Raw genomic sequence first — 23,501 nt, forward strand, 5'->3', positions numbered from 1 at the left:
AGGTGCCAAAATGAAACTTCATGAATTAAAACCTGCAGAAGGTTCTCGTCAAGAACGTAAACGCAAAGGGCGCGGTATCGGTTCAGGTAATGGTAAAACTGCTGGTAAAGGTCATAAAGGTCAAAACGCACGTTCAGGTGGGGGTGTAAGACCTGGATTCGAAGGTGGTCAAACGCCTTTATTCCGTCGTTTACCTAAACGTGGTTTTACTAATATCAACCGTAAAGAATACGCTATTGTTAATTTAGATACTCTAAATCGTTTTGAAGAGGGAACTGAAGTAACTCCAGAACTTCTTATCGAAACAGGAGTTGTTAGCAACGAAAAAGCAGGAATTAAGATTCTTGCAAAAGGCAACGTAGAGAAAAAGCTTACTGTTAAAGCTCATAAATTCTCCTCTGCTGCAAAGGAAGCTATTGAAGCTGCCGGCGGTCAAACAGAGGTGATCTGATGTTTCAGACAATCTCCAATTTTATGCGCGTGGGTGAAATAAGACGAAAAATCATATTCACCCTATTAATGTTGATTATATTTCGTCTTGGTACATTTATTCCTGTACCATATGTGAATGCAGACTTTTTAAAAGCACAAGATGCTTTTAGCGCCTTCGGAATTTTAAATACTTTCGGTGGTGGAGCACTAAAGAATTTTTCTATTCTTGCAATGGGAATCATGCCGTATATTACAGCGTCTATTATTGTAAGCTTATTACAAATGGATGTTGTACCAAAATTTACGGAATGGTCAAAACAGGGTGAGGCTGGACGAAGAAAATTAACGCAGTTTACGCGTTACTTTACAATCGTTCTAGCACTTATCCAAGGTTTTGGTATGTCATACGGTTTTAATAATCTTGCTGGTGGTGCATTGATTACAAAACCTGGATTTTCATCCTATTTGGTAATTTCTCTTGTGTTAACAGCTGGTACAGCCTTTTTAATGTGGTTAGGAGAACTAATTACTTCTAAAGGGGTTGGGAATGGTATTTCTATTATCATTTTTGCTGGTATCGCAGCCGGAATTCCTTCTATTGCTAATCAAATCTATGCTCAGCAGTTTGACAACCCGGGTGATCAATTATTCCTTAATATTGTTACGTTAGCTTTAATCGTTCTAGCTGTCATTGCAATAGTAGTAGGAGTAATTTTCATTCAGCAAGCTCTTAGAAAGATACCAATTCAATATGCTAAAAGAATGGTAAACGGAAATAGCAGCACAGGTGGACAATCAACACATTTACCGTTGAAAGTAAACTCTGCTGGTGTTATTCCAGTTATCTTTGCAGTTTCCTTCTTGGTTACACCGAGAACTATTGCATCATTCTTACCGCAAAACGACGTTACTTCCTGGATACAAAGAGTATTTGACTATACTCATCCAATAGGAATGATTATATATACGGTATTAATCCTTGCTTTTACTTATTTCTATGCTTTCATTCAGGTGAATCCAGAACAAGTTTCTGAAAACCTGAAAAAACAAGGTGGATATATTCCAGGTATTCGACCTGGTAAAAGTACGCAAGATTATTTATCACGTGTTCTATCTCGTTTAACACTAGTTGGAGCTCTATTCTTAGCCATTATTGCAATACTTCCTGTATTTTTCATTAATATTGCAGGGCTTCCACAATCGGCTCAGATTGGCGGAACAAGTATTATAATCGTGGTTGGGGTGGCATTGGAAACAATGAAGCAATTAGAATCTCAATTAGTAAAACGACACTATAAAGGTTTTATTAAATAGTATAATTTAGGGGACGCTTGTCCCTTGAATTTTATGTAAGAGAACTTGAGGGGGAATACGCATGAATTTAGTCTTAATGGGGCTCCCTGGCGCAGGTAAAGGTACACAAGCTGAGAAGATTGTCGCGAAGTACGACATCCCTCATATTTCAACTGGCGACATGTTCCGTGCGGCTATGAAAGACGAAACAGAACTTGGACTAAAGGCAAAATCTTTTATGGATAAAGGTGAATTAGTACCAGATGAAGTGACAATTGGTATTGTTCGCGAAAGACTTAGCAAGGATGACTGTGAAAAAGGTTTTCTTTTAGATGGTTTTCCTCGTACAGTTCCTCAAGCAGAAGCTTTAGAAAATATTTTGTCTGATTTGAATAAGAAACTAGACTTTTGTATCAATGTTCAAGTGGATCAAGAGATATTAATGGAGCGTTTAACAGGCAGACGTATTTGTAAAAGCTGTGGTGCGACCTATCATCTAGTGTTTAATCCGCCAACCAAGCCAGATACATGTGATCGTTGTGGAGGCGAATTATACCAACGCGCTGATGATAATGAAGCAACAGTGAAAAATCGTTTAGAAGTTAATATCAAGCAGTCTCAACCATTACTTGATTTCTATGAGTCAAAAGGTTATCTTCGTAATATCAATGGACAACAAGATATTAATAAAGTATTCGTAGATCTTGACGAATTATTAAGTACTTTAAAATAAGAGTAACTTTTGCTTTGACTAATCTGTTCTCTAGCATGGAATAAATCAGAGATAATAAATAGAAGAATTGGGATGAAATGGCTGAGGAGTTTATTCCTAAACATGATGCATTTCCTTTTTTCAAAAGGTATAATAATTTTCATGGTTATATCTGTAACAAAAAAAGCATAACCGTGTTATTTTGACATGTTTATCTTCGTTAAAAGATTAATCAATTTAGATAATTGGTGCAGAGTATTTTGGATTTCATGGTAACTCCGCTTGAATTGCTTTTTTATCTAGTAGTGAAGAAGGTAATGTAACTATTATTCTTTCTATTATGACGATTGGTATTAGAAACAGGTGTGCAGTTGTCGAACAGTCTACGAAATCCTTGAAATACGAAATCTATGTGGCTTTTCAAGTGAAACCAAGTATGAGTGGGAAGTTTTAAGGCTAGACTCTTGAAGAATGATAATTTTTCTTGAAAAAGGTCATATAAATGCTTGTATACTTCGATACGATAAGACAAAAGGCTGTTGATAGAATGTTCGTAATGAGAGGAAAGATCATTTCTTTCTTAAAATGAATGATCTAGCAATGCTAAGTTTAGTTGGTAGCATTAAACCTTTTTCTATTTCTTTGCCTATTATTATATTTTTTTATAATTAATAGCGGACGAAGTACCTTCTCTTATGGTATAATCAATTAGTTGCAGTTAAATGCAGTTTTATTATATTATAGGAGCAGTTCAGAGTAGTTTAATGTACACCGATCGTGTGACAAGAAGAGCTACACTTTGCTATATTAGTTAAGATGGATCTCGTATTTTTTTATGGAAAGGAGAGATTTTCGATGGCTAAAGACGATGTAATCGAAATTGAAGGCACAATCACTGAAACTTTGCCGAACGCCATGTTTAAGGTAGAATTAGAAAATGGTCATACTGTATTGGCTCACGTTTCTGGTAAAATTCGCATGCATTTCATCCGTATTTTACCTGGTGATAAAGTAACGGTTGAGTTATCTCCATATGACTTAACTCGCGGAAGAATTACTTACCGCTTTAAATAATCTGATTGCACTCCGTACTATCAAGGAGGTTAGGATAATGAAAGTTAGACCATCTGTTAAACCAATCTGCGAAAAATGTAAAGTTATCCGCAGACGTGGTAAAGTTATGGTTATCTGTGAAAACCCTAAACACAAACAAAAACAAGGTTAATAACAAGGAGGTGCGCATATAGATGGCACGTATTGCTGGTGTGGATATTCCACGTGAAAAACGTGTAGTAATATCTTTAACTTACATTTACGGTATTGGAAAAAATACTGCACAAAAAGTATTAGCAGAAGCTGGTGTTTCTGAAGATACACGCGTTCGTGATTTAACGGAAGATGAATTAAACAAGATCCGTGATATCATTGACGGTTTAAAAGTAGAAGGGGATCTTCGTCGTGAGATTTCTTTAAATATTAAGCGTCTAATGGAAATTGGTTGCTACCGTGGCCTTCGTCACCGTCGTGGTTTACCAGTTCGTGGACAAAACACGAAAAACAACGCTCGTACTCGCAAAGGTCCTCGTAAGACTGTAGCTAATAAGAAAAAATAATCGGTAAAGGAGGTACATTATAATGGCACGTAAAACTAATACACGTAAACGTCGTGTTAAAAAGAATATTGAGTCTGGTGTTGCTCATATTCGTTCTACTTTCAACAATACTATCGTAACTATTACAGACGTTCATGGAAATGCTCTTTCATGGTCAAGCGCTGGTGCACTTGGATTCAGAGGTTCTCGTAAATCTACTCCATTCGCTGCACAAATGGCTGCTGAAACTGCTGCAAAAGCATCTATGGAACACGGTATGAAAACTTTAGAAGTAACAGTTAAAGGACCAGGTGCAGGTCGTGAAGCTGCTATTCGTGCTCTTCAAGCTGCAGGACTAGAAGTTACAGCGATCAGAGACGTAACTCCAGTTCCTCATAATGGTTGCCGACCACCTAAACGTCGCCGAGTTTAATTTTTCTGTATAAATTTTCTATCCTTGTCTATAATGGGATATGACTAAAACTTTTAGAACCCGTACAGATTTATTAACTAACCCAGTTGTTGTGCACAAGCGGGAACGTAAACATGGGGAATTTCGGTAAAAATTGCCGAGGTTTCGACGTTTTGAAGGAGGGTATATCTTGATGATCGAAATAGAAAAACCAAAAATCGAAACGGTTGAGATCAACGATGATGCCAAATATGGTAAGTTCGTCGTAGAGCCACTTGAGCGTGGATATGGTACTACTTTGGGTAACTCCTTACGTCGTATTCTACTATCCTCACTGCCAGGTGCCGCTGTCACATCCATTCAAATTGATGGGGTACTTCATGAGTTCTCAACTATTGAAGGCGTCGTAGAAGATGTTACAGCTATCATATTAAATATCAAAAAGCTAGCATTGAAAATATACTCTGATGATGAAAAAACTTTAGAGATTGATATGCAAGGTGCAGGGGTAGTAACAGCAGCAGACATTACACATGATAGTGATGTAGAGATCTTAAATCCAGATCTTCATATCGCAACATTAGGTAGTAACGGAAATTTCCGCATGCGTTTAACTGCAAAGCGTGGCCGTGGATACACACCAGCAGAGCAAAATAAACGTGAAGATCAACCTATTGGTGTAATTCCTATTGACTCTATCTTTACGCCAGTATCTCGTGTTTCTTATCAAGTAGAGAATACTCGTGTTGGTCAATTGACTAATTATGATAAGTTAACTTTTGACGTGTGGACTGACGGTAGTACAGGTCCTCAAGATGCTATCGCACTTGGTGCAAAGATTTTAACTGAGCATTTGAATATCTTTGTTGGATTAACTGACGAAGCACAGAATGCTGAGATTATGGTAGAAAAAGAAGAAGATCAAAAAGAAAAAGTTCTTGAGATGACAATCGAAGAATTAGATCTTTCTGTTCGTTCTTATAACTGCTTAAAACGTGCTGGTATTAATACCGTACAAGAATTAGCGAATAAGACGGAAGAAGATATGATGAAAGTTCGAAACTTAGGTAGAAAATCTCTTGAAGAAGTAAAACATAAATTAGAAGAGCTTGGATTAGGATTAAGAAAAGACGACTGAGAAGTCTCTTGATTATGAACGATATCTATAAAGCTTGTATTTTAACAAAAGGAGGGAATCTCACATGGGTTACAGAAAGTTAGGACGCACAAGCGCACAACGTAAAGCTATGTTACGTGACTTAACTACAGACTTAATCATCAATGAGCGCATTGAAACAACTGAAGCTCGTGCAAAAGAACTTCGTTCTGTTGTAGAAAAAATGATTACACTTGGTAAACGTGGAGATCTACATGCACGTCGTCAAGCAGCTGCTTATGTACGTCATGAAGTTGCTAATGCTGAAACAAACCAAGATGCTGTACAAAAGTTGTTCAGTGATGTTGCTGCTCGTTATACTGATCGTCAAGGTGGTTACACTCGTATCATGAAAATGGGACCTCGTCGTGGAGACGGAGCACCAATGGTAATTATCGAGTTAGTGTAATAGGATTTTCAAAGAAACTTAGGGTGCGGGACAGTTTATATTGTTATGAAACTTGTTCAAGTGCCCTTTTTCTTTAATAATCCTCACTTTTAGATCAAGCCAATATAGAGTGTTATGATGAGCATTTATCTTTTTTAATGACTCGTCTAGCTCGTGCACCTCTTCTTTGGATTTAAATCGTTAGAAAGAGGTGCGGGCTTTTTTCATGTTTTATTAGAACTGCAGGGTGCTAAGAAGTGGAATACCATAAGATATATTTAACAAGCATAGAAAAAGGATATCAAAGATTATACAAATAATCTTATGTTAAACCAATTCAAAGCTCGCCCAATTGGCGAGTTTATTTTTTTATCTTGCTTTAACAATGAGTTAGAATAAAAAATTGAAATATTTTCAGTGGGTTATTACATGCAGGTTGATAGTCATTAATAGGAATGTAGTAATTTTACTTTATTTATAATCAACAATATCTGGCAGGTAAATGGTGGGAATGTAATGGACCAAAAGATTTTAGTAAAGGTAGAAGATGTATCTTTTAAATATGAGGAGCAGACAGAATTTGCCCTTAATCATGTTTCTTTTCATATAAACGCTGGTGAGTGGGTTGCGATAGTTGGACATAATGGTTCAGGTAAATCTACGTTAGCGAAGTTATTAAATGGATTACAATACTCTCATGAAGGTTCTATAGTCATCGATGGTATTCCGATAACGGAGGAGTCTGTCTGGGACATAAGGAAAAAGGTAGGAATGGTATTCCAGAATCCTGATAACCAGTTTGTTGGTACAACGGTGAAGGATGATGTGGCTTTTGGTTTAGAAAATAACGCTGTTCCAAGAAGTGAGATGGTAACAAGAGTAGAGCGTTCTTTGGAAAAAGTAAAGATGTTATCTTTTCTTGATCAAGAGCCGCACCATCTGTCTGGAGGACAAAAACAGAGAGTTGCTATTGCAGGAATAATTGCATTGAAACCTGAAATTATCATATTAGATGAGGCTACCTCTATGCTTGATCCTCAGGGAAGAGAAGAAGTCTTTGATATTATGAGAGAGCTGCAAAAAGAAAATATGACCATTATCTCGATTACTCATGACCTAGATGAAGCTGCTAAGGCAGACCGGATTATCGTAATGAATAAGGGTAGGGTATATAAGGAAGGTAGTCCTAAGGAAATATTTAAACTGCAGAAGGAACTTGTTGAAATAGGTTTAGATATACCTTTTACTATTAAGGTTAGAGAAAGCTTAATAAACAAAGGTATTTCATTAGAGGAAATATATTTAACAGAAGAAGAGTTGGTGACAGGCATATGGACATCTCACTTCAAAAAGTAGAGTATCGTTACCAGGAAAATTCTCCGTTTGAGCGCTTAGCGATAGAGGATGTAAGTTTTAATATTCCTTCTGGAAGCTATGTTGCCGTTATAGGTCATACTGGTTCAGGTAAATCTACCATTTTACAGCATCTTAATGCTCTTTTAACCCCGTCTAAAGGGAAAGTGGTAATAGGTGACCGTATACTTGAGGGTGGACAGAAACATAAGAACTTACGGAGTATCCGGCAAAGAGTGGGCATTGTTTTTCAGTTTCCAGAACAACAGTTGTTTGAAGAAACAGTAGAAAAGGATATCTGTTTTGGTCCTCTCAATTTTGGTATTCCTGAATCAGAAGCAAAGATCAGAGCTGTGAAGGCATTAAGTGAGGTAGGATTGTCGGAAGATTTTCTTATGAAATCTCCGTTTGATTTATCAGGCGGTCAGATGAGAAGAATAGCTATTGCTGGTGTGCTGGCTATGGAACCAGATGTACTTGTATTAGACGAGCCGACAGCTGGCTTAGATCCAAGAGGCAGACGAGAAATTATGGATATGTTTTATAAGCTTCATAAAGAGCGAAATTTAACGACTGTTCTAGTTACACATAGTATGGAGGATGCTGCTCATTATGCAGATCAAATAGTCATTATGAATAAAGGGAAAGTTCATCGTCAAGGGACTCCAATAGAAATTTTTAAAGAAGCAGAGGATTTAGCTGCTATTGGATTGAATGTTCCTGAAGTTGTACGATTCCAAAAGAAAGTAGAAGCAAAATTCGGAATGAAGATGGAACGGGTTCACTTAAACATGGAAGATTTTACGGATGAGTTAGCAGTGTATCTTCAGAAGAAAGTAGGGAGCAGTTAATGGGAAAAATGATTATAGGGCGTTTTATTCCCGTTGATTCTACATTACACAGAATGGATCCTCGTTCCAAGTTACTACTTGTTTTCCTATTTATTTGTATTGTATTTTTGGCTAATAATATTTGGAGCTATTTGCTATTGATTGTATATGTAGGTACTTTAGTCGCCATCTCCAATGTACCGATTAAGTACATTTATTTAGGACTGAGGCCAATTTTTTGGTTAATTATTTTTACGTTTATTTTGCATATTTTTTTCACGAAGAATGGAGAGCTATTGTTTGAATGGGGATGGATTACGATTTATAAAGAAGGTATTAGAATGGGGATTCTCATTTCTATTCGCTTCTTCTTGCTCATTATCATGACATCCTTGCTTACGCTGACAACTACGCCAATTGAGTTAACGGATGCAATTGAAACATTATTAGGTCCACTAAAAAAGGTGAAATTTCCTGTTTATGAGCTGGCGCTTATGATGTCTATCTCCTTGCGATTTATTCCGACTTTAATGGATGAGACAGAAAAGATTATGAAGGCTCAGATGGCAAGAGGGGTAGAATTCTCTAGTGGCTCCATTAAAAGCCGTGTACAAGCAATTATTCCTTTATTGATCCCTTTATTTGTTAATTCCTTTAAAAGAGCAGAGGAGCTTGCTATTGCGATGGAGGCACGTGGCTATCAAGGTGGAGAAGGAAGAACGAAATACCGCCAATTAATCTGGAATCCTATTGATACCATAATGATTATTATTCTGTTACTAATAACAGCTATGCTGTTTGTGTTAAGAACATAATGGAGAATGCGATGCAAAGATATAAATGTACAATTAGCTATGATGGATCGAATTATAGTGGGTTTCAAATCCAGCCAAAGGATCGAACCATACAAGGGGAAATCGAAAAGGCTTTAAAAAAGCTCCATAAAGGAGTAGAAGTAAAGATTCAAGCTTCGGGTAGAACGGATGCTGGCGTACATGCAAAGGGACAAGTTATTCATTTTGATAGCTCTCTTGATATACCTGCAGATAAGTGGCCGATTGCCCTAAATACTCTTTTACCTCACGATATTGTGGTTGCAGATGCAGAGACAGTACCCGACTCCTTTCATGCCAGATATAATGTAACGGCGAAAGAGTATCGCTATTTTATTCAATTAGGAGAGCGGAGAGATCCCTTTAAACGTAATTATGCCTATTATTATCCATATGCTCTAAATATGGAGGCGATGAGGGAAGCACTAAGTTATTTTATTGGAGAGTATGATTTTACTAGTTTTTGCTCTGCTAAAACAGACAAAGAAAGAAAAGTAAGAACGATTACTGGAGTAAAGCTTACAGAGGAAGACAATATGTTAATTTTTTCTTTCCAAGGGAATGGATTCCTTTATAATATGGTGCGGATTATGGTCGGTACCTTATTAGATGTAGGAAGAGGGAAAAAGTTACCACAAGATATTCCCGTAATTTTAGAGAAAAAGGATAGAAAGGCAGCAGGAAAAACAGCCTCTGCAAATGGATTGTATCTTTGGAAGGTATGGTATTAAACCATGATTCTTGCGACGCTGGGGAGAGGAGACTAATGCTTTCCTCCTTTTCCAAAAAGAGTACAGAAAGTGACCAAGGAATCCTTTTCTTATAAGTAAAAAGTGTTGTTCTTTGAGTAAAAGTCACGAAAAAAAGATTTTTTTCTCATAACAACTAAACCTGGTGTAACATTCCCTTGACATATGCTACTCTAGGATATATCATAATATGGTATGTATTTTAAACCCACATTAAGCCCCGGAACTTAATTGTGTGAACATATAGACGTAAGAACAGACATTTATATTTTAAAACAAACTATAACTTTAACATTTCAGGAGGGAAACTCATGCGTACAACGTTTATGGCTAATTCAAACAATGTTGATCGTAAATGGTACGTGATTGATGCTGAAGGCCAAACTTTAGGGCGTCTTGCTAGTGAGATTGCATCAATTCTACGTGGTAAACATAAACCAACTTTCACACCTCATGTGGATACTGGTGATCATGTAATTATTTTAAATGCTTCAAAAATTGAATTGACTGGTAAAAAATTAACTGACAAAATTTACTACCGTCACTCTATGCACCCAGGTGGATTAAAGCAAAGAACTGCTTTAGAAATGCGTACTAAATATCCAGAGCAAATGTTAGAACTTGCAATCAAAGGTATGCTTCCAAAGAATTCTCTTGGTCGTCAAATGTTTAGAAAATTACACGTATATGCTGGTAGCGAACATCCGCACCAAGCTCAACAACCAGAAGTTTACGAACTTCGTGGATAATTAATAAAGGGAGGTAAAACAAATGGCACAGGTTCAATATATCGGTACTGGTCGTCGTAAAAGCTCTGTTGCTCGTGTACGTTTAGTTCCAGGTGACGGACAAATCATCATCAATGGTCGTGAAATCGAAAATTATATCCCGTTTGCAGCTTTACGCGAAGTTGTTAAACAACCATTAGTGGCTACTGAAACAACTGGAAGCTACAATATTTTAGTAAATGTTAACGGTGGAGGTTATACTGGTCAAGCTGGCGCTATCCGTCATGGTATCGCTCGTGCTTTACTTCAAGTAGATCCTGAATACCGTCCAACATTAAAACGCGCAGGATTATTAACTCGTGACGCTCGTATGAAAGAACGTAAAAAATACGGTCTTAAAGGCGCTCGTCGTGCACCTCAGTTCTCAAAACGTTAATCAATGGGGTTCAAAGACTCTTTTCACTTCGGTGGAAGGAGTTTTTTTATGTCTAAAAGTTGTCTGTTATTATATTTGATGACACCTCATAACAGAATCCTTCATGAACCTCAGACTATATACTATTATTTTTCTCCAGCGAAACGATGGAGTGTAATTTTCCACCTTACTCCTCATTAAACTAGATTATTGCCCAATTTTTATTGAAAAATGAAGAATTATTTAGAACGAGAGTTGCGCTGTTTCTGTATAAATTGGACAAATGGATAAAATTAGTCTCAAATTGTTCCATTTTTGAACCACAGACTTTTTTTATTATTATAATGAAATTGAGAAAAGTGTTATATTAGAGCTTAATGGGAGGCGCAATTGAGCGAGATGAATAATAGTTATGAGTTTTTATGGGGGATCAACCACTGCAGTTTATCAATGTTAAAGAGCATGGAATGAGGAAGGGATATTGTTAACCATGAGAGTCCATTGTATATTTTGAATGTAAATGGTGTGCTGCAGGTGATCTTATCAAAGATATAAGGAACAAAGTAGATTTTCTGCTCATTGCACACTTACCTCATTTATAGAGCGGAGTACCCTAGAACATGTTTAATACTATGTTTTGTAATCAGGGGTTTAAAGAAATATTTTTTATTACATCCAATCATTCATATCTTCACATACTTGGAACATAATTTCAAAGATTGGGTTTGTTACTTTAAAGACACTGAGAGGGTAACTTTAATTGGCGAGAGCAAATTTTTTGGAGGATGAAGTATTGAAAAAATGTTATGGTCAGAATTAAGATTGACTGTTCTTAAGTAAAGGAAAGGCTGAATCGAAATTTAGATTTCTTAAATTTACGACAACAGAGGCAGCTTTTGGGATTCAAGGCTAAATTCAAAATTTGTAAATACAAAAAAGCTAATTCACATTGATGCTAGATTAAGTGTAATCCTTAAAAAATATACTCTATAATGTGAGGTGAAGATACCATGATAGATAAAAAAACCACAGTACAATTTACGCTACTGACTTTTAGCATAGCCTATTTTGTGTCTGGTGCTTTGATTGTTCTTGAACCATTCGGATATTCGGTTTACAATTGGGTTCACACATTCAAGCAATTCTTAATGAATATTCCTTTTGCAATCTATATTTTGTCGCCTGCAATTGCTTCGTATGTCGTTTTAAAGAAAAATAAAAAAATAGCTGATTTTAAGGAATGGTTGAAAACTGTTTTCTACGTCAGAAACAACATATTTGTCTATTTGTTTGTTGTTGCAGGGCTTGCACTGTATTTCTTGATCCATATTGTAGTTTCAGACCGCCTAGAAATGATGCTGCCATTTTATACGTTTTTTCTTTCACTTCCTGGTAATCTTATTATTGGTGGCTTGGAGGAAGCTGGCTGGATGTACATATTGCAGTCTAAACTCGACAAAAAATACGGCTTTGTTTTATCTTCTGTTTTTACCGGAATTATATGGACTGTATGGCACATCCCTCTTTTCTTCATTCCGGGGACGAATCATGGTGAAGGGCTCATTAACTTTTGGATGTTTGTAGTTCAACTCATGGCCTTTCGATTTTTCCACGGGGCAATCTACAAAATTTCAGGAAAAGGCTTTGTCTTTATGTCCGTATTATTCCACACCATGTTCAATGCAGCATCCCCTATCTTTGGCACCATGACGATGACCTGGATGGGAACTATTGCTGCAAATGCTGCGATCGTTCTTGTGTCCATTTTAACCGTTGTGATATATGAAAAAAAGAGCATGACAATAATGCAAGTTAGAAAGCTATAGCATGATTGTAATTCCGCGGTTTAACCACTTTAACGAAGAATAGTTAAAGGAATTTTTAAATGCCTGACTTTAAATTTTTAATGGATATAGAATGACCTAGAGATGAAAAAAACTAAACTGAACACGTTAGTAGTAAAATAGAACATAAATACAGGGGTGAAACTTTAACATGCAATATGATGTAAAGAATGCTGAAGAATATTTGGAAATGCTTGAAGATGATTGGAGAAAAGAGAAACTGCTCGCGATTCGACAAATGATTTTTTCATACGCACCAGAACTAGGAGAGGTCATCCGCTATAAGATGTTGAATTATGGTAAAGAAGATAACTATATTTTTGCATTAAATGCCCAAAAACATTATGTCAGCCTCTATGTGGGTACAATAGAAAAAATCGAAAATGCAGAGGCCTTACTAGCGGGCTATAATTACGGGAAAGGCTGCATTCGCATTAAAAAATCGATAAAGATGGAAGATACGGGGTTGGCACAATTTATCCACAAAACCGTCGATAGGTGGCGTGCCGGTGAAGATACGGCATGTTAGCCATATAGGATGGAAGCTTTTTTGTGAGCTGAAATATTTATGGACAGCTGCAACAGTATAGAACAAGACCGCTAGTTAAAAGATAACTGATGAAGAAATTATGCAAAAGCTTGAAAATAGCGGTTCAGGGGTTCAGAATTTAGGTAAGTGAGGAGATTTATATGATTAATAAAATTGGTAAAATCACCATCTATGTAGAAGACCAAGAACAAGCAAAATCGTTCTGGATAGAAAAGCTTGGCTTTATATTAAAGCTAGAACAACCGATGGGGCCTAATGCGACGTGGATCGAAGTCGGTCCTAATGAAGATGAATTTACTACGTTAATCCTTTATTCTAAATCATTAATGGAGAAGCAACAGCCCTCTAAAGTTGCTCATCCATCTGTTCTCTTCAGTACCGCTGATATTGAAGCGGCTTATGAGGATATGAAGCAAAAGGGGATAAAAGTGGATGAGTTATTAAAAATGCCATATGGAAATATGTTCGTATTTTATGACCAAGATGGAAACGAGTATATGTTAAGGGAAGATAAATAATAAGGGTCAGTCTCCCGCTCTGCATAGTTAGAGAATCGGGGGACTGACCCATTAATATTGTTTTTAATGTCCACTTGTTGAAAGGCGATCACTATACAAGTGAATGAATGCAAAGAGAGACTTGTTAAGGAGTTTCCATACTAAAAGTTAAAAAATAGTTATCTAGTTACATTGTTCTTAAGGAGCTCTCCATCAATGTTCCTGTATCGCTCCTTATTTGGCAGGATCATTTTTTTACTGACAGCAATGATCTCATCCAAGCCTTTCTCTCTTTCAACAGTTGATGATTTAGTAGATGGTAAACAAGATGACTGCAGAAATTCATGTATTTTTCTTCGATTGGGATCAATAAAAAAATCCAATATGCAACTTATCTCCTGTCTGGGTAGAAAGCAACTGATGTTGGTTCCGGCAGTTTGTTTTATATTGGTGCTATTAATCGGATTGAACTCTTGCAGACCTCATTTGTTCCGGTCGAATTGGGAGCTTATTCGGACTAGGTTCTTAAAAGTTTCACTAGTTCCGGTCGAATAGACCTCTTATTTGGACAGGAGCCTTTCACGTTTCATTTGTTCAGTCCGAATACATCTCTCATTGAGGCCACTGAAAAAATATAAGCACGAGTCTGTTTCGCTTTCCAAAAAGTGACAAGGTGGATATCAGTTGGATTAATGAGTTGTGTACTTTATCCCATGGATACATATTACGTGAAATAACATATGGACAACGATAAACGCAATAATCCCATACTGCTAGAAAAGATAACCGAATCTTACCGAGTCTCTAGACTCCCAGTTTTTCTAACAAGCCTTGCTAAATCCAGCTAATCGGCTAAGGATGAACATTTTGATGATTAAGGCTTGCACCTACAGTTACTGTAGGTATTACAATGGGAACAAAGGGAGGCGATTCTTATGAAGGAAACTTATTCAGTTGGTAAATTTTCTGAATTGACGGGAATACCGGTAAGAACGCTACATTATTATGAGGAGATGGGTCTTATAAAACCTCATAGACAGGCAAGTGGGCATCGGATATATAAACTCGAGGACATGGTGGAACTACAGAAAATATTAAGTTTGAAGTCACTTGGCTTTAGTTTAAATCAAATAGGTGAACTGCTCAAAGTCCCCCAATATGATCAATCACTTGTTGAGATGTTGAGTTTGCAACAACAGGCATTGGAATTAAAGCTTGTTAAGATGGAAGAATCTCTTGAGTTAATAGGACGTTTGATTGCAATCATTCAAGCTGAAAAGCAGCTGGATCATCCACTAATGTTCAGTTTAATTCATAATATGAATCAAGAAAGCTTGCAACGGGAGTGGGTGGAGAACCATCTATCCGATTATACAGTACAAACCCTGTTTGAGCGGTCAGCGGAGGCGCAGACGAAAATGGATGCGAAAACTGTTCAATTCTCCCGAGCAGTAAGACGGTTATCAGAAGGTCCGATCGATTCGGAGGAGGCCGAGGCGGTGATCTGTGCATATGTGAATTGGGCGCTGGCAAATTTTGATCAGAAGGCAATGGATAATTTAAGAAATTTGGATGAGGAGCATTATGCCAAACTTGAGCATTTAGTGGAGATGCCTTTCAATGAAAAGGAGAGCGCTTGGCTGGACAAGGCAATGGAACATTATTTTTCGAAATATATGATGTCTGAACAAGGAGAGCTAAAATTGTAAAGAAGGCTGATACTTAAAACGGAATAATGGACGATTTCGTGGAGTGTGACCCGGGAAGAAGGCGACAAATTGTTTAAATCATTATAAATTGAGGTGGAAAAATAATGAAAAAAGAAGAGTTGGTGCAGCAATTCACATCATTATTTACAGAGGTTAAAAAGCAAGAAATTTTCAATGGTGTGGTTCTTGTAGCTGTTCAAGGGGAAAAAGTGTTATGTGAAGCGATAGGGATAGCGGAATACAATGATAGTAGCGCCCGCCGCTTGACGATAGGCTCTATGTTCGAGCTGGCCTCTGTTTCCAAACCAATTACTGCTCTAGGTATTGTCTTTTTGCAGCAACAGGGGAAATTGGATTGGGATGATCCGATAGCTAACTGGATTCCTGAACTGCCGTATCCAGGAATTACAGTACGTCATTTACTCTGTCATACATCGGGCTTACCTGATTATATGGAGTTATTTGCAAAGAAATGGGATCCTATGCGTTATGCTTGTAATGAGGATGTGTTGCGTATGCTGATTGAGCATCAGCCAGAGCCGTTGTTTGCTCCTAATGAGCACTGGCTGTACAGCAACACTGGTTATATTTTGCTAGCTATCCTCATAGAGCGGATAAGTGGTCAGAGTTACGGCGACTTTTTGGACGAACAAATCTTTCAACCTCTCCGGATGAAGCGAACGCTGGTCTATAATCGTCGAGTCGATCTAAGGGATGTTCCAAATGATTACGCTTTTGGGTATGTTTATAGAATTGAACATGATGGATATGTATTGCCTGATGATATACCGGAACTGAATTATGTAAAATATTTAGATGGGTTACAAGGAGATGGGATGGTCAACAGTACTGCTGATGACTTATTGCGACTGGATATGGCCCTATATGATGATAATTTTATTAGTCCGATCGTGCGCCAGTTGATTTTTTCTCCAGTTATGATGAATAATGGTGAGTCATTTGATTATGGAATGGGTTGGCTGCTCGAGGATGATGAGCGATTTGGGAAAAGCGTCCACCACAGTGGAGGTTGGCCAGGATACTCGACATTGTTTAAACGTTATATTGAGCGTGATATCACATTGATTATGCTGCAAAATGGCGAGCGGGATCATGCTTATACACAGCAGCTGGTAAATAGCATTGAACAGATTATGAGCGGGGAGGCTTACACGGTACCAAAGCCTTTAGAGAGTAAGATAATCATTCCACTTGATCTGAAAAATGCTGAGATATTGCTTGGAAAATACAGATTTGCAAATGAACAGGGAGATCCTTCTGATTTAGATGTATTTGTAGAGCAGGGCAAGTTATATATGAGGATGGAAAATGGGATGTTGCTAAAGTTACTGCCATTATCATCAACATGCTACTATGAGGAACAAACGGCTACAGAACTTGAGTTTCAGAGCGATGAAGATGGCAAGGGCATGCGTCTAATTTGGCATTCAAATGCTAAGCCGGAAGTAGCGGAAAGGGTAGGTATTGATTGAAGTCAAAAAGGTCTCTTTTTATAGGCAGGAAAGATTACTATAGTTAAAGAGACAATCTTGGCAGTTACAGTAAATAGTCACTTTTAATAATAAAAAATAAATGGTAGATAAATGGACATGCAGCGGGGCATGATTGAATATGCAAAATGTATTATAGTAGAAACTTACTGTTACTAATAAAGTAAATGGAGAAAGGATATACATATGAAGTATAAATCAAGAAATGTACAGTTGAGAGAAATCGAAGCACCAATGCCTGATTGCAGTAGAGAACCGTTATTAATCGATGATGAAACGATAAAGACTAGATATGAAAATGTATTGCAAGAGATGAGAATGGATGGGCTTGATGCGTTATTGGTATATGCAGATCTTGAACATGGTGGGAACTTTGAATATTTAGTGGGATTTGTTCCAAGATTTGAAGAAGCTATATTGGTTCTTCACTCTAAAGGCAATGCCTTTCTAATCTTAGGAAATGAAAACTTTAATAAGGCACAATACTCTAGAATTCCAGCCCAAGGAATACATTGCCCGCACTTTTCCTTACCGAATCAGCCTATGGAACCAGATACTCCATTTTCAAGCGTCTTTCTTAAAGCAGGAATCCGAGAATCGATGAAAATTGGTTTAGTGGGGTGGAAGCACTTCACAAGTAAAGTTGAGAATAATCGAAATTTCTTTGATACACCTTCTTTTATTGTGGATACGATCAGAGATATTGTTGGGAAGGAGGGTTCCCTAACTAATAGAACAGATATTTTCATTGCTGGAAACCGTGGAGTACGGAGAGTGAATAATGCAAATGAAATAGCACACTATGAGTTTGGAGCATCTCTTGCGTCGGATTGCATCTTGCGTACTATAAATAAATTAGATGTTGGTGTCTCTGAAATGGAACTAGGTAAAGAACTGAATGATTTAGGCCAAAGAAATAGTGTAGTGACGATAGCATCCACGGGTAAAAGATTTGAAAAGGGAAATTTATACCCTATGTCTAAAAAGGTGACGAAAGGAGATGCCATTTCTTTAACTGTGGGATACAAAGGAGGATTATCCAGTAGGGCAGGATATGCTGTTATGGAACGCTCTGAGTTACCAGAAAGTAAAAAAAATTATGTAGAAGACTTAGCTGCTCCTTATTACACTGCTATTGTAGCATGGCTTGAGAATATTCGAATTGGGATGTCTGGTGGGGACATGTATAGCTTTATTAATTCTGTTCTTCCTAAAGAAGTGTTTCATTGGGAGCTATGCCCAGGACACTTGACGGCTGATGAAGAGTGGCTGGCCTCTCCGATTTATGAGAACTCGGATGAAATTATTAAAAGCGGAATGATTTTTCAAACTGATATAATACCACGTGTCGCTGGATATGATGGAGTATCAGCTGAAAGTACAATTGCACTAGCTGACGATGCATTAAAAGAGGATATAAGAAAAAGTTATCCTGAACTTTGGATGAGGATTCAAAAAAGAAAAGAATATATTAATGATTTCCTTGGAATTAAATTGAGTAATGATGTTTTACCATTATGCAGTACGGTTGCTTATCTAAGACCGTATCTATTAAATAAAAAACTTGCATTTTGTTACAATCATAATGGCTGAATTTAAGATTCTTCGTAAAGTAGTTTAAAAAGTCATGTAATGTAATTGAATATAGGATACTTATCACCTCCTTGTAGCCAAATTTTCTTGTCAGAAAACTTATTACAAGGAGGTTTTATTATTAATAAATCAATTAAGCATATAAAAATAAATATTGCATAGAAATTAAATCTAAAATATAGGTAATACCATATTTTCCATAAATACTAAGATAGTCATTTGAAATGCTATTTTTGCTTATATAAAATATATTTTCATAAGCAATTTTTATACTCTTGTCCTGATTACCAGTTATTAAGAATTTATATCCTCGCAAACTTTTAACAAAATCAAGTGATAATTCTGCGAATTTACCGGATGCCGACACAGTTATAATTATATAGCAGCTTGCTGGTGCTTTTTTGCATTAATTCCAAATAATAATTTTGGTGTGGTTTGAATATTTTTGTGTCCTAAACGTTTCGATACATAGGTAATATCTATATCATGGGCAAATAGAAACATCACATTTTGCATTTTGTGTTTTTAACGAAGTGATATCAAAAGTAGAACTAATTAAATGTCTAACTATGGTTGTATTGCTAGCAGTTCTCCATGTTGCATCCCATTTCTCATACTGAAGTTTCCTTATTTTTATCGATACAAGATTGTATAAGTATACAGCTCGAAGAAGTTTGACGAGAAGGCAAAACAAAAGATATACAAGAAGAAATATTATAACGTTTGATGTTGTTTTTCAATTTTCAAAATTGTAAGATCAACTTATCTACTCGGAGGTGATGTTAATGTATATAGGAAATGGCCATTACTGTTATTCAAATTCAACTGCAATGTTTCTTTCATCAATAGGAGAAAATGTATCTCCTCAACTTGTAGAAGTATTAACTGGTGTTGGATTAGGTGCCATGATAGAAAATGAAAAAAACCTTTTTTTTAGTATGAGAGATCCCGATGATGGTATCAATTATGCTCTAAACATCCTTGGATTTACTGCAGAAGAGCATCAGCAAGCTAGTGACTTAGATGACTCATTTACGTTGTTAAAAAAGCAAATCAAACAAAACCCTGTCATTCTAGGCCCTTTAGATATGGGGGAGCTAACATACCATCCGAATCATAAAAATTTACATGGTTCAGACCATTATGTGCTAGCTTATCAAATGGATAATAAAAATATTTATGTACAAGATCCAGCTGGCTTTCCATTTGTTCCATTATCACTGGACCAATTTAAGAAGGCTTGGATGGCGGAAGGGATTCCATATAGGAAGGGAATCAATAAATATTGGTCTACAGCAAAAAAGGTTGTCACATTAGACAATAACGAAATATATGAGAGAGCAATTGATTACTTTAAGAGAACTTATCGGGAATTCGAAAAAGCGGATATAGGGTTAATTGGAAGGGAAGCAATTTGTTTTTATGCGGATCAGTTATTAAATGCCCCTATTACAGCTGATACTATAGGGCATACAACATTCTTCCTTTTCCAATTAAGTGCAAGAAGAGCCAACGATTATGCAGTGTATTTTAAAGATAGGCATTCACGTCTATCAGAGTTGAAGATTGAACAGGCTAGGGTTCTTGGGATGTGTCATTCTATGTCTGTAAATAAAGATTGGAAAGGTATATCGGAGAAGTTAATGAGGCTAGCCGATTTAGAGGAGGAATTTAGATTGGGACTTTTAAAAGTCGGCAACTAATTATAATTATAGAGATTTCCACTTTAACAAACGAGTGCGTTGATATAAGAAGGGTTAACCTCCCTTTAAAGGGCAGCATTACTGCAAATTTATTAAATTAAAGTTAGTTTTAATACATTCGGAATGCTAAATGCTAGCACGCAACTTGCCGTTCTTATCTACTTTAATTACCGGGAAACAAGTAGACAGAACAGGGTTGCGTGTATGTGAATAGAGTATTCTATTATCAGTGGATTCTTTTAGAATTCAGTTTTAATTATTTTAATCAATTTTTCGACTTCTTCGTCATTACCAGGTTGAATATAGATTTCCTTTGGATACTCAATAATGTTTTTCGTATATTCCTGCATAGGTTCTTTTATTTGTTCTGCAGTCGGCTAATGGGAAGGAATATCATATTTATTGATGGTGCCATCCCCATTCCCGCTTATGTGATGGCACCATCAGCCATTGTTTTCCCTGATAACGATATAATGTCTTTCAGATATTGGACACTATTCTCACCCTAAGGATTTACTGGTTCTCCAGCTGCAATATGCTGAACGCGTAATTCTTCAATATCCCCCTTTTTAATAAGTTGTAACCAAACGCGAGCATACTCAATCTCTTTAGAAGAATAGGCAGATAATATACTACCCTTTTTTTTCTTCTGGCTGATTATTAGAACTATTATTATTTGAAGGTTTATCGTTAAACTCATTACTGTCGGTTTTATTCCCTTCTGACTCAGCTGTTGTATCATCTGGTTCACTTGCTTGGTTGTCATCCTCATCTGAGTTATTCTGTTTTTCTTCTATAGAGCTATTTTCCGAGTTGCTCTTGATTTTACTTTTATCATTACTGCAGGCTATGAGAATAAATGACATTGTCGCAAGTATAGCTATAAGTTTTAAGTACTTTATCATTTTCTTCTCTCCCTTTGAAAAAAAATACGAGGATGTTACGATAAGAAATTATGTGGCAGTAAGAGGATGAGACTCCTTCTCTTACAGAGCTAAAAGCTTGGATGCGTGGTCATAGGTCAATATGATAAAGAAATCTCCTTGAAAAAGGAGATTTTTTTGTCATTGGAGGAAACTTTTTTCATTAAAGCAACGTAGATAAGTAGAATATTTAAGGAGCGTGTTTACATGTATTTTTCTATCCCTGAACCAACAAAAAAAGTATCTAAAGAGGCTGTGAAAGTATGGCGGATATCGGAGGTGATATCTAATAGTACGATTCTTGTGGTATTGGGTGTCTGCTACTTCCTCTATTTCTATTTTTCATGGAAGGCGTGGATAGGTCCAATCATTATAGGTCTTGGCGTATTAACAATCTTGGCGGCATTATGGGGAATTTTTATTGCACCGCCATTAAAACAGCGTTATTGGCGTTATGACGTCAGTGAAGAGTTTATTCAACTGAAATGGGGAGTAATGGTCGAGAATCATCAATTAATCCCGATGACAAAAGTACAGTCGGTTGAATTAACACAAGGACCACTGCAAAGGAAATATCAATTATATTCCATAACGGTGGGGACGATGGGCACTTCGCATGAAATTCCTGCCATTCCAAAGGAAGAGGCTTATCGTTTACGTGATCAAATTGCTCATTTTGCAAAGATTAAGGAAGTGGAGTAATGGAAGGTATCAGGAAGCGGCAGCATCCGATTAAAATAGTTTTTGATATAGTTGGATTTGTAAAAAGTAATTTTTTCTTATTTATTATTTTATTTGTGTCACATTTTGGATCTGAAAAAATGTATATGAAGATATTCCAAGTTCTCTTTCTCCTCTATGCAATTGTGCAGCTTCTTAGCATCATACTGGATTGGTTTACACATACTTATTCAGTAGAAGAGGAAGCGCTACATATAAGGTCTGGGGTTTTTACAAAGTCGCATCGAGTAATCCCCTTTTATAAAATTCAAAATATACATCGACACACCTCTGTTTTTCATAAAGGGCTCCACCTAACTTCCTTAACATTGGAAACAGGAGAGACCGGAGATTCTAGTTCTATACCTTTAACAGTTATTCGCAAGAAAGAGGCAGATTGGTTAGAGTCTTATATCCATCAACCGGAAAATGTCTCAGCAGGAGACGGAGAAGAAGCTAAAACAGTTGCTGGAAGCGAAAGAACGGTTCATTTTCAGGTAACAAGAAGAGACTTAGTGAAGGCTTCTTTTTCTTCTTTGAGCTTTTTAGCGCTAATTCCATTATTAATTTCTTTTTTCTCCAATATAGAATCAATCTTTCAAATGGAAGTGGAGACAAGTAAGGTTCTTACTTATCTATTGGATCATATCTGGATGATAATTGGCGTAAGCATTGCTCTTTTGATTATAGGGGTTCTATTTGGTCTTGGTGTGACCTTCTGGAAATATGGCCGTTTTCAAATAACCTCTGATAAGGATAAGATTTATATAAAAAAAGGACTAGTTTCCGAAACGTCCTTTTCCATTCAAAAGGAGAAAGTGCAGGCGGTGAAAGTGATCCAACTTCCAATGCAAAGACTTTTGAAAATAGCTGAGGTGAAATTGGTGAGTGCCGGGGATATCGGGGATGAAGATTTAGAGGTAAACTCCTTGTTCCCATATATGCCAGTGAACCAAGCATATGAAATCATAGAAAAGATTCTGCCGGCGTATCGATTGAAAAAGCAAATGAAGAAGCTGCCTAAGAAAGCTCTATATGCCAGACTGCTTAGACCTAGTTATTTTGGGATAATCTCAGCAATTGGTCTTGTCTATTGGAAGCCAGAGATATGGTATATAGCGATATTATTGTTTATTTGGATTTATTTGTTGAGAGTATTGGATTACTTTAATAGCAGGTACATCCAAAATGAAGAATTTATTCAAGTGAAGAAGGGGACCCTGCAATCAACATTAATTTTGACAAAAAGAGCAAAGGTTATGGAAGTTAATGTGAAGAGATCCCGGTTACAGAGGAATTTTGGTCTTGCCACTATTGAATTCATCAATCGATCGCAGCCGATTGAGCAAACGGATTTAATCGATGTTCCAGCTTCAGATGCTAGTGAATTTTATCATTGGTATAATAAGCGACTGCGTGACATACATGTAAAAGGTTATATAGAGAACAACGAAGATGAAAATGGTAAGAAAGCACTGAAATAGCAACTATTCTTTTAATTGGATGCTAAAAGGTTTGTTAGACTAGTATCGTCTCATCTTGTTGGTTGAAAAATAAC

Annotated in this window: 26 protein-coding genes; 24 read left to right on the forward strand and 2 right to left on the reverse strand. The window is 36.7% G+C overall.

The genetic code is table 11. From position 1 onward, the window contains the following. Window positions 1-10 precede the first annotated feature (10 nt). The 18 genes from rplO (at window position 11) to NSS71_RS22590 (ending at window position 13,805) form a co-directional block, all read left to right on the forward strand. The gene (gene rplO, locus NSS71_RS22505; protein ID WP_047943723.1) at window positions 11-451 is read left to right on the forward strand and encodes a 50S ribosomal protein L15; all 441 of its coding nucleotides are present in this window, start codon (window positions 11-13) and stop codon (window positions 449-451) included. Further along, window positions 451-1,746, forward strand: a complete 1,296-nt coding sequence (gene secY / locus NSS71_RS22510) for a preprotein translocase subunit SecY (protein WP_047943724.1) — start codon at window positions 451-453, stop codon at window positions 1,744-1,746. The genes rplO and secY overlap by 1 nt, the downstream gene beginning before the upstream one ends. Before the next feature lie 61 nt (window positions 1,747-1,807). Continuing rightward, window positions 1,808-2,458 (forward strand): adenylate kinase, encoded by a 651-nt coding sequence (locus NSS71_RS22515; RefSeq protein WP_061800912.1) that lies wholly within the window; start codon window positions 1,808-1,810, stop codon window positions 2,456-2,458. Window positions 2,459-3,292: 834 nt separating this feature from the next. Continuing rightward, window positions 3,293-3,511, forward strand: a complete 219-nt coding sequence (infA, locus tag NSS71_RS22520) for a translation initiation factor IF-1 (protein WP_016204578.1) — start codon at window positions 3,293-3,295, stop codon at window positions 3,509-3,511. Window positions 3,512-3,548: 37 nt separating this feature from the next. Beyond that, window positions 3,549-3,662, forward strand: a complete 114-nt coding sequence (rpmJ, locus tag NSS71_RS22525; protein WP_000868344.1) for a 50S ribosomal protein L36 — start codon at window positions 3,549-3,551, stop codon at window positions 3,660-3,662. 22 nt (window positions 3,663-3,684) lie between these two features. Beyond that, window positions 3,685-4,050, forward strand: coding sequence for a 30S ribosomal protein S13 (gene rpsM, locus NSS71_RS22530; RefSeq protein ID WP_016204579.1), 366 nt, complete (start codon window positions 3,685-3,687; stop codon window positions 4,048-4,050). Between the two features lie 22 nt (window positions 4,051-4,072). Then, on the forward strand, window positions 4,073-4,462 hold the full coding sequence (gene rpsK, locus NSS71_RS22535; protein ID WP_016204580.1) for a 30S ribosomal protein S11: 390 nt from the start codon (window positions 4,073-4,075) through the stop codon (window positions 4,460-4,462). Window positions 4,463-4,634: 172 nt separating this feature from the next. Next, complete coding sequence (locus NSS71_RS22540) at window positions 4,635-5,579, forward strand: DNA-directed RNA polymerase subunit alpha (RefSeq protein ID WP_016204581.1); 945 nt, start codon at window positions 4,635-4,637, stop codon at window positions 5,577-5,579. A gap of 64 nt (window positions 5,580-5,643) precedes the next feature. Beyond that, on the forward strand, window positions 5,644-6,006 hold the full coding sequence (gene rplQ, locus NSS71_RS22545; RefSeq protein WP_016204582.1) for a 50S ribosomal protein L17: 363 nt from the start codon (window positions 5,644-5,646) through the stop codon (window positions 6,004-6,006). Between the two features lie 495 nt (window positions 6,007-6,501). Further along, entirely contained in the window at window positions 6,502-7,341 is an 840-nt protein-coding gene (locus tag NSS71_RS22550; RefSeq protein ID WP_095259479.1) for an energy-coupling factor ABC transporter ATP-binding protein, read from the forward strand. Then, window positions 7,317-8,189: an energy-coupling factor ABC transporter ATP-binding protein gene (locus tag NSS71_RS22555; RefSeq protein WP_047943727.1), complete on the forward strand. Its 873-nt coding sequence runs from the start codon at window positions 7,317-7,319 to the stop codon at window positions 8,187-8,189. Before NSS71_RS22550 ends, NSS71_RS22555 begins: the two co-directional genes overlap by 25 nt. After that, window positions 8,189-8,983, forward strand: a complete 795-nt coding sequence (locus tag NSS71_RS22560; protein ID WP_047943728.1) for an energy-coupling factor transporter transmembrane component T family protein — start codon at window positions 8,189-8,191, stop codon at window positions 8,981-8,983. The genes NSS71_RS22555 and NSS71_RS22560 overlap by 1 nt, the downstream gene beginning before the upstream one ends. Window positions 8,984-8,994: 11 nt before the next feature. Continuing rightward, the gene (gene truA, locus NSS71_RS22565; RefSeq protein WP_305781558.1) at window positions 8,995-9,732 is read left to right on the forward strand and encodes a tRNA pseudouridine(38-40) synthase TruA; all 738 of its coding nucleotides are present in this window, start codon (window positions 8,995-8,997) and stop codon (window positions 9,730-9,732) included. A gap of 329 nt (window positions 9,733-10,061) precedes the next feature. Next, the gene (rplM, locus tag NSS71_RS22570; RefSeq protein ID WP_047943730.1) at window positions 10,062-10,499 is read left to right on the forward strand and encodes a 50S ribosomal protein L13; all 438 of its coding nucleotides are present in this window, start codon (window positions 10,062-10,064) and stop codon (window positions 10,497-10,499) included. 22 nt (window positions 10,500-10,521) lie between these two features. Then, on the forward strand, window positions 10,522-10,914 hold the full coding sequence (rpsI, locus tag NSS71_RS22575) for a 30S ribosomal protein S9 (RefSeq protein WP_047943731.1): 393 nt from the start codon (window positions 10,522-10,524) through the stop codon (window positions 10,912-10,914). 989 nt (window positions 10,915-11,903) lie between these two features. After that, window positions 11,904-12,719: a CPBP family intramembrane glutamic endopeptidase gene (locus NSS71_RS22580; protein WP_061800911.1), complete on the forward strand. Its 816-nt coding sequence runs from the start codon at window positions 11,904-11,906 to the stop codon at window positions 12,717-12,719. A gap of 169 nt (window positions 12,720-12,888) precedes the next feature. Further along, window positions 12,889-13,266, forward strand: a complete 378-nt coding sequence (locus NSS71_RS22585; RefSeq protein ID WP_341152059.1) for an iron chaperone — start codon at window positions 12,889-12,891, stop codon at window positions 13,264-13,266. Between the two features lie 161 nt (window positions 13,267-13,427). Further along, entirely contained in the window at window positions 13,428-13,805 is a 378-nt protein-coding gene (locus tag NSS71_RS22590) for a VOC family protein (protein ID WP_061800910.1), read from the forward strand. A 158-nt stretch (window positions 13,806-13,963) separates the two neighbouring features. On the opposite strand, the gene NSS71_RS22595 is transcribed toward NSS71_RS22590, so the two are convergent. Further along, window positions 13,964-14,167, reverse strand: a complete 204-nt coding sequence (locus NSS71_RS22595) for a hypothetical protein (RefSeq protein ID WP_061800909.1) — start codon at window positions 14,165-14,167, stop codon at window positions 13,964-13,966. A gap of 552 nt (window positions 14,168-14,719) precedes the next feature. Here NSS71_RS22595 and NSS71_RS22600 point away from each other — a divergent pair. From NSS71_RS22600 to NSS71_RS22615, 4 genes are all read left to right on the forward strand, one after another. Next, a complete protein-coding gene (locus NSS71_RS22600) occupies window positions 14,720-15,493 on the forward strand; it encodes a MerR family transcriptional regulator (RefSeq protein ID WP_061800908.1) in 774 nt (257 codons plus the stop codon). Window positions 15,494-15,597: 104 nt separating this feature from the next. Further along, window positions 15,598-16,986 (forward strand): serine hydrolase domain-containing protein, encoded by a 1,389-nt coding sequence (locus NSS71_RS22605; RefSeq protein ID WP_061800907.1) that lies wholly within the window; start codon window positions 15,598-15,600, stop codon window positions 16,984-16,986. Between the two features lie 204 nt (window positions 16,987-17,190). Beyond that, on the forward strand, window positions 17,191-18,597 hold the full coding sequence (locus tag NSS71_RS22610) for a M24 family metallopeptidase (RefSeq protein WP_061800906.1): 1,407 nt from the start codon (window positions 17,191-17,193) through the stop codon (window positions 18,595-18,597). Window positions 18,598-19,376: 779 nt separating this feature from the next. Continuing rightward, on the forward strand, window positions 19,377-20,300 hold the full coding sequence (locus NSS71_RS22615; protein ID WP_144546879.1) for a BtrH N-terminal domain-containing protein: 924 nt from the start codon (window positions 19,377-19,379) through the stop codon (window positions 20,298-20,300). A gap of 632 nt (window positions 20,301-20,932) precedes the next feature. Here the strand turns inward: NSS71_RS22615 and NSS71_RS22620 are convergent. Further along, window positions 20,933-21,205 (reverse strand): hypothetical protein, encoded by a 273-nt coding sequence (locus tag NSS71_RS22620; RefSeq protein WP_061800904.1) that lies wholly within the window; start codon window positions 21,203-21,205, stop codon window positions 20,933-20,935. A gap of 225 nt (window positions 21,206-21,430) precedes the next feature. Here NSS71_RS22620 and NSS71_RS22625 point away from each other — a divergent pair, with 225 nt between their 5' ends. Then, on the forward strand, window positions 21,431-21,925 hold the full coding sequence (locus NSS71_RS22625) for a PH domain-containing protein (protein WP_061800903.1): 495 nt from the start codon (window positions 21,431-21,433) through the stop codon (window positions 21,923-21,925). Beyond that, complete coding sequence (locus NSS71_RS22630) at window positions 21,925-23,427, forward strand: PH domain-containing protein (protein ID WP_061800902.1); 1,503 nt, start codon at window positions 21,925-21,927, stop codon at window positions 23,425-23,427. The genes NSS71_RS22625 and NSS71_RS22630 overlap by 1 nt, the downstream gene beginning before the upstream one ends. Window positions 23,428-23,501 lie beyond the last annotated feature (74 nt).

This window comes from Niallia sp. FSL W8-0951 (assembly GCF_038006525.1).
Taxonomy (GTDB): Bacteria; Bacillota; Bacilli; order Bacillales; family Cytobacillaceae; genus Niallia; species Niallia circulans.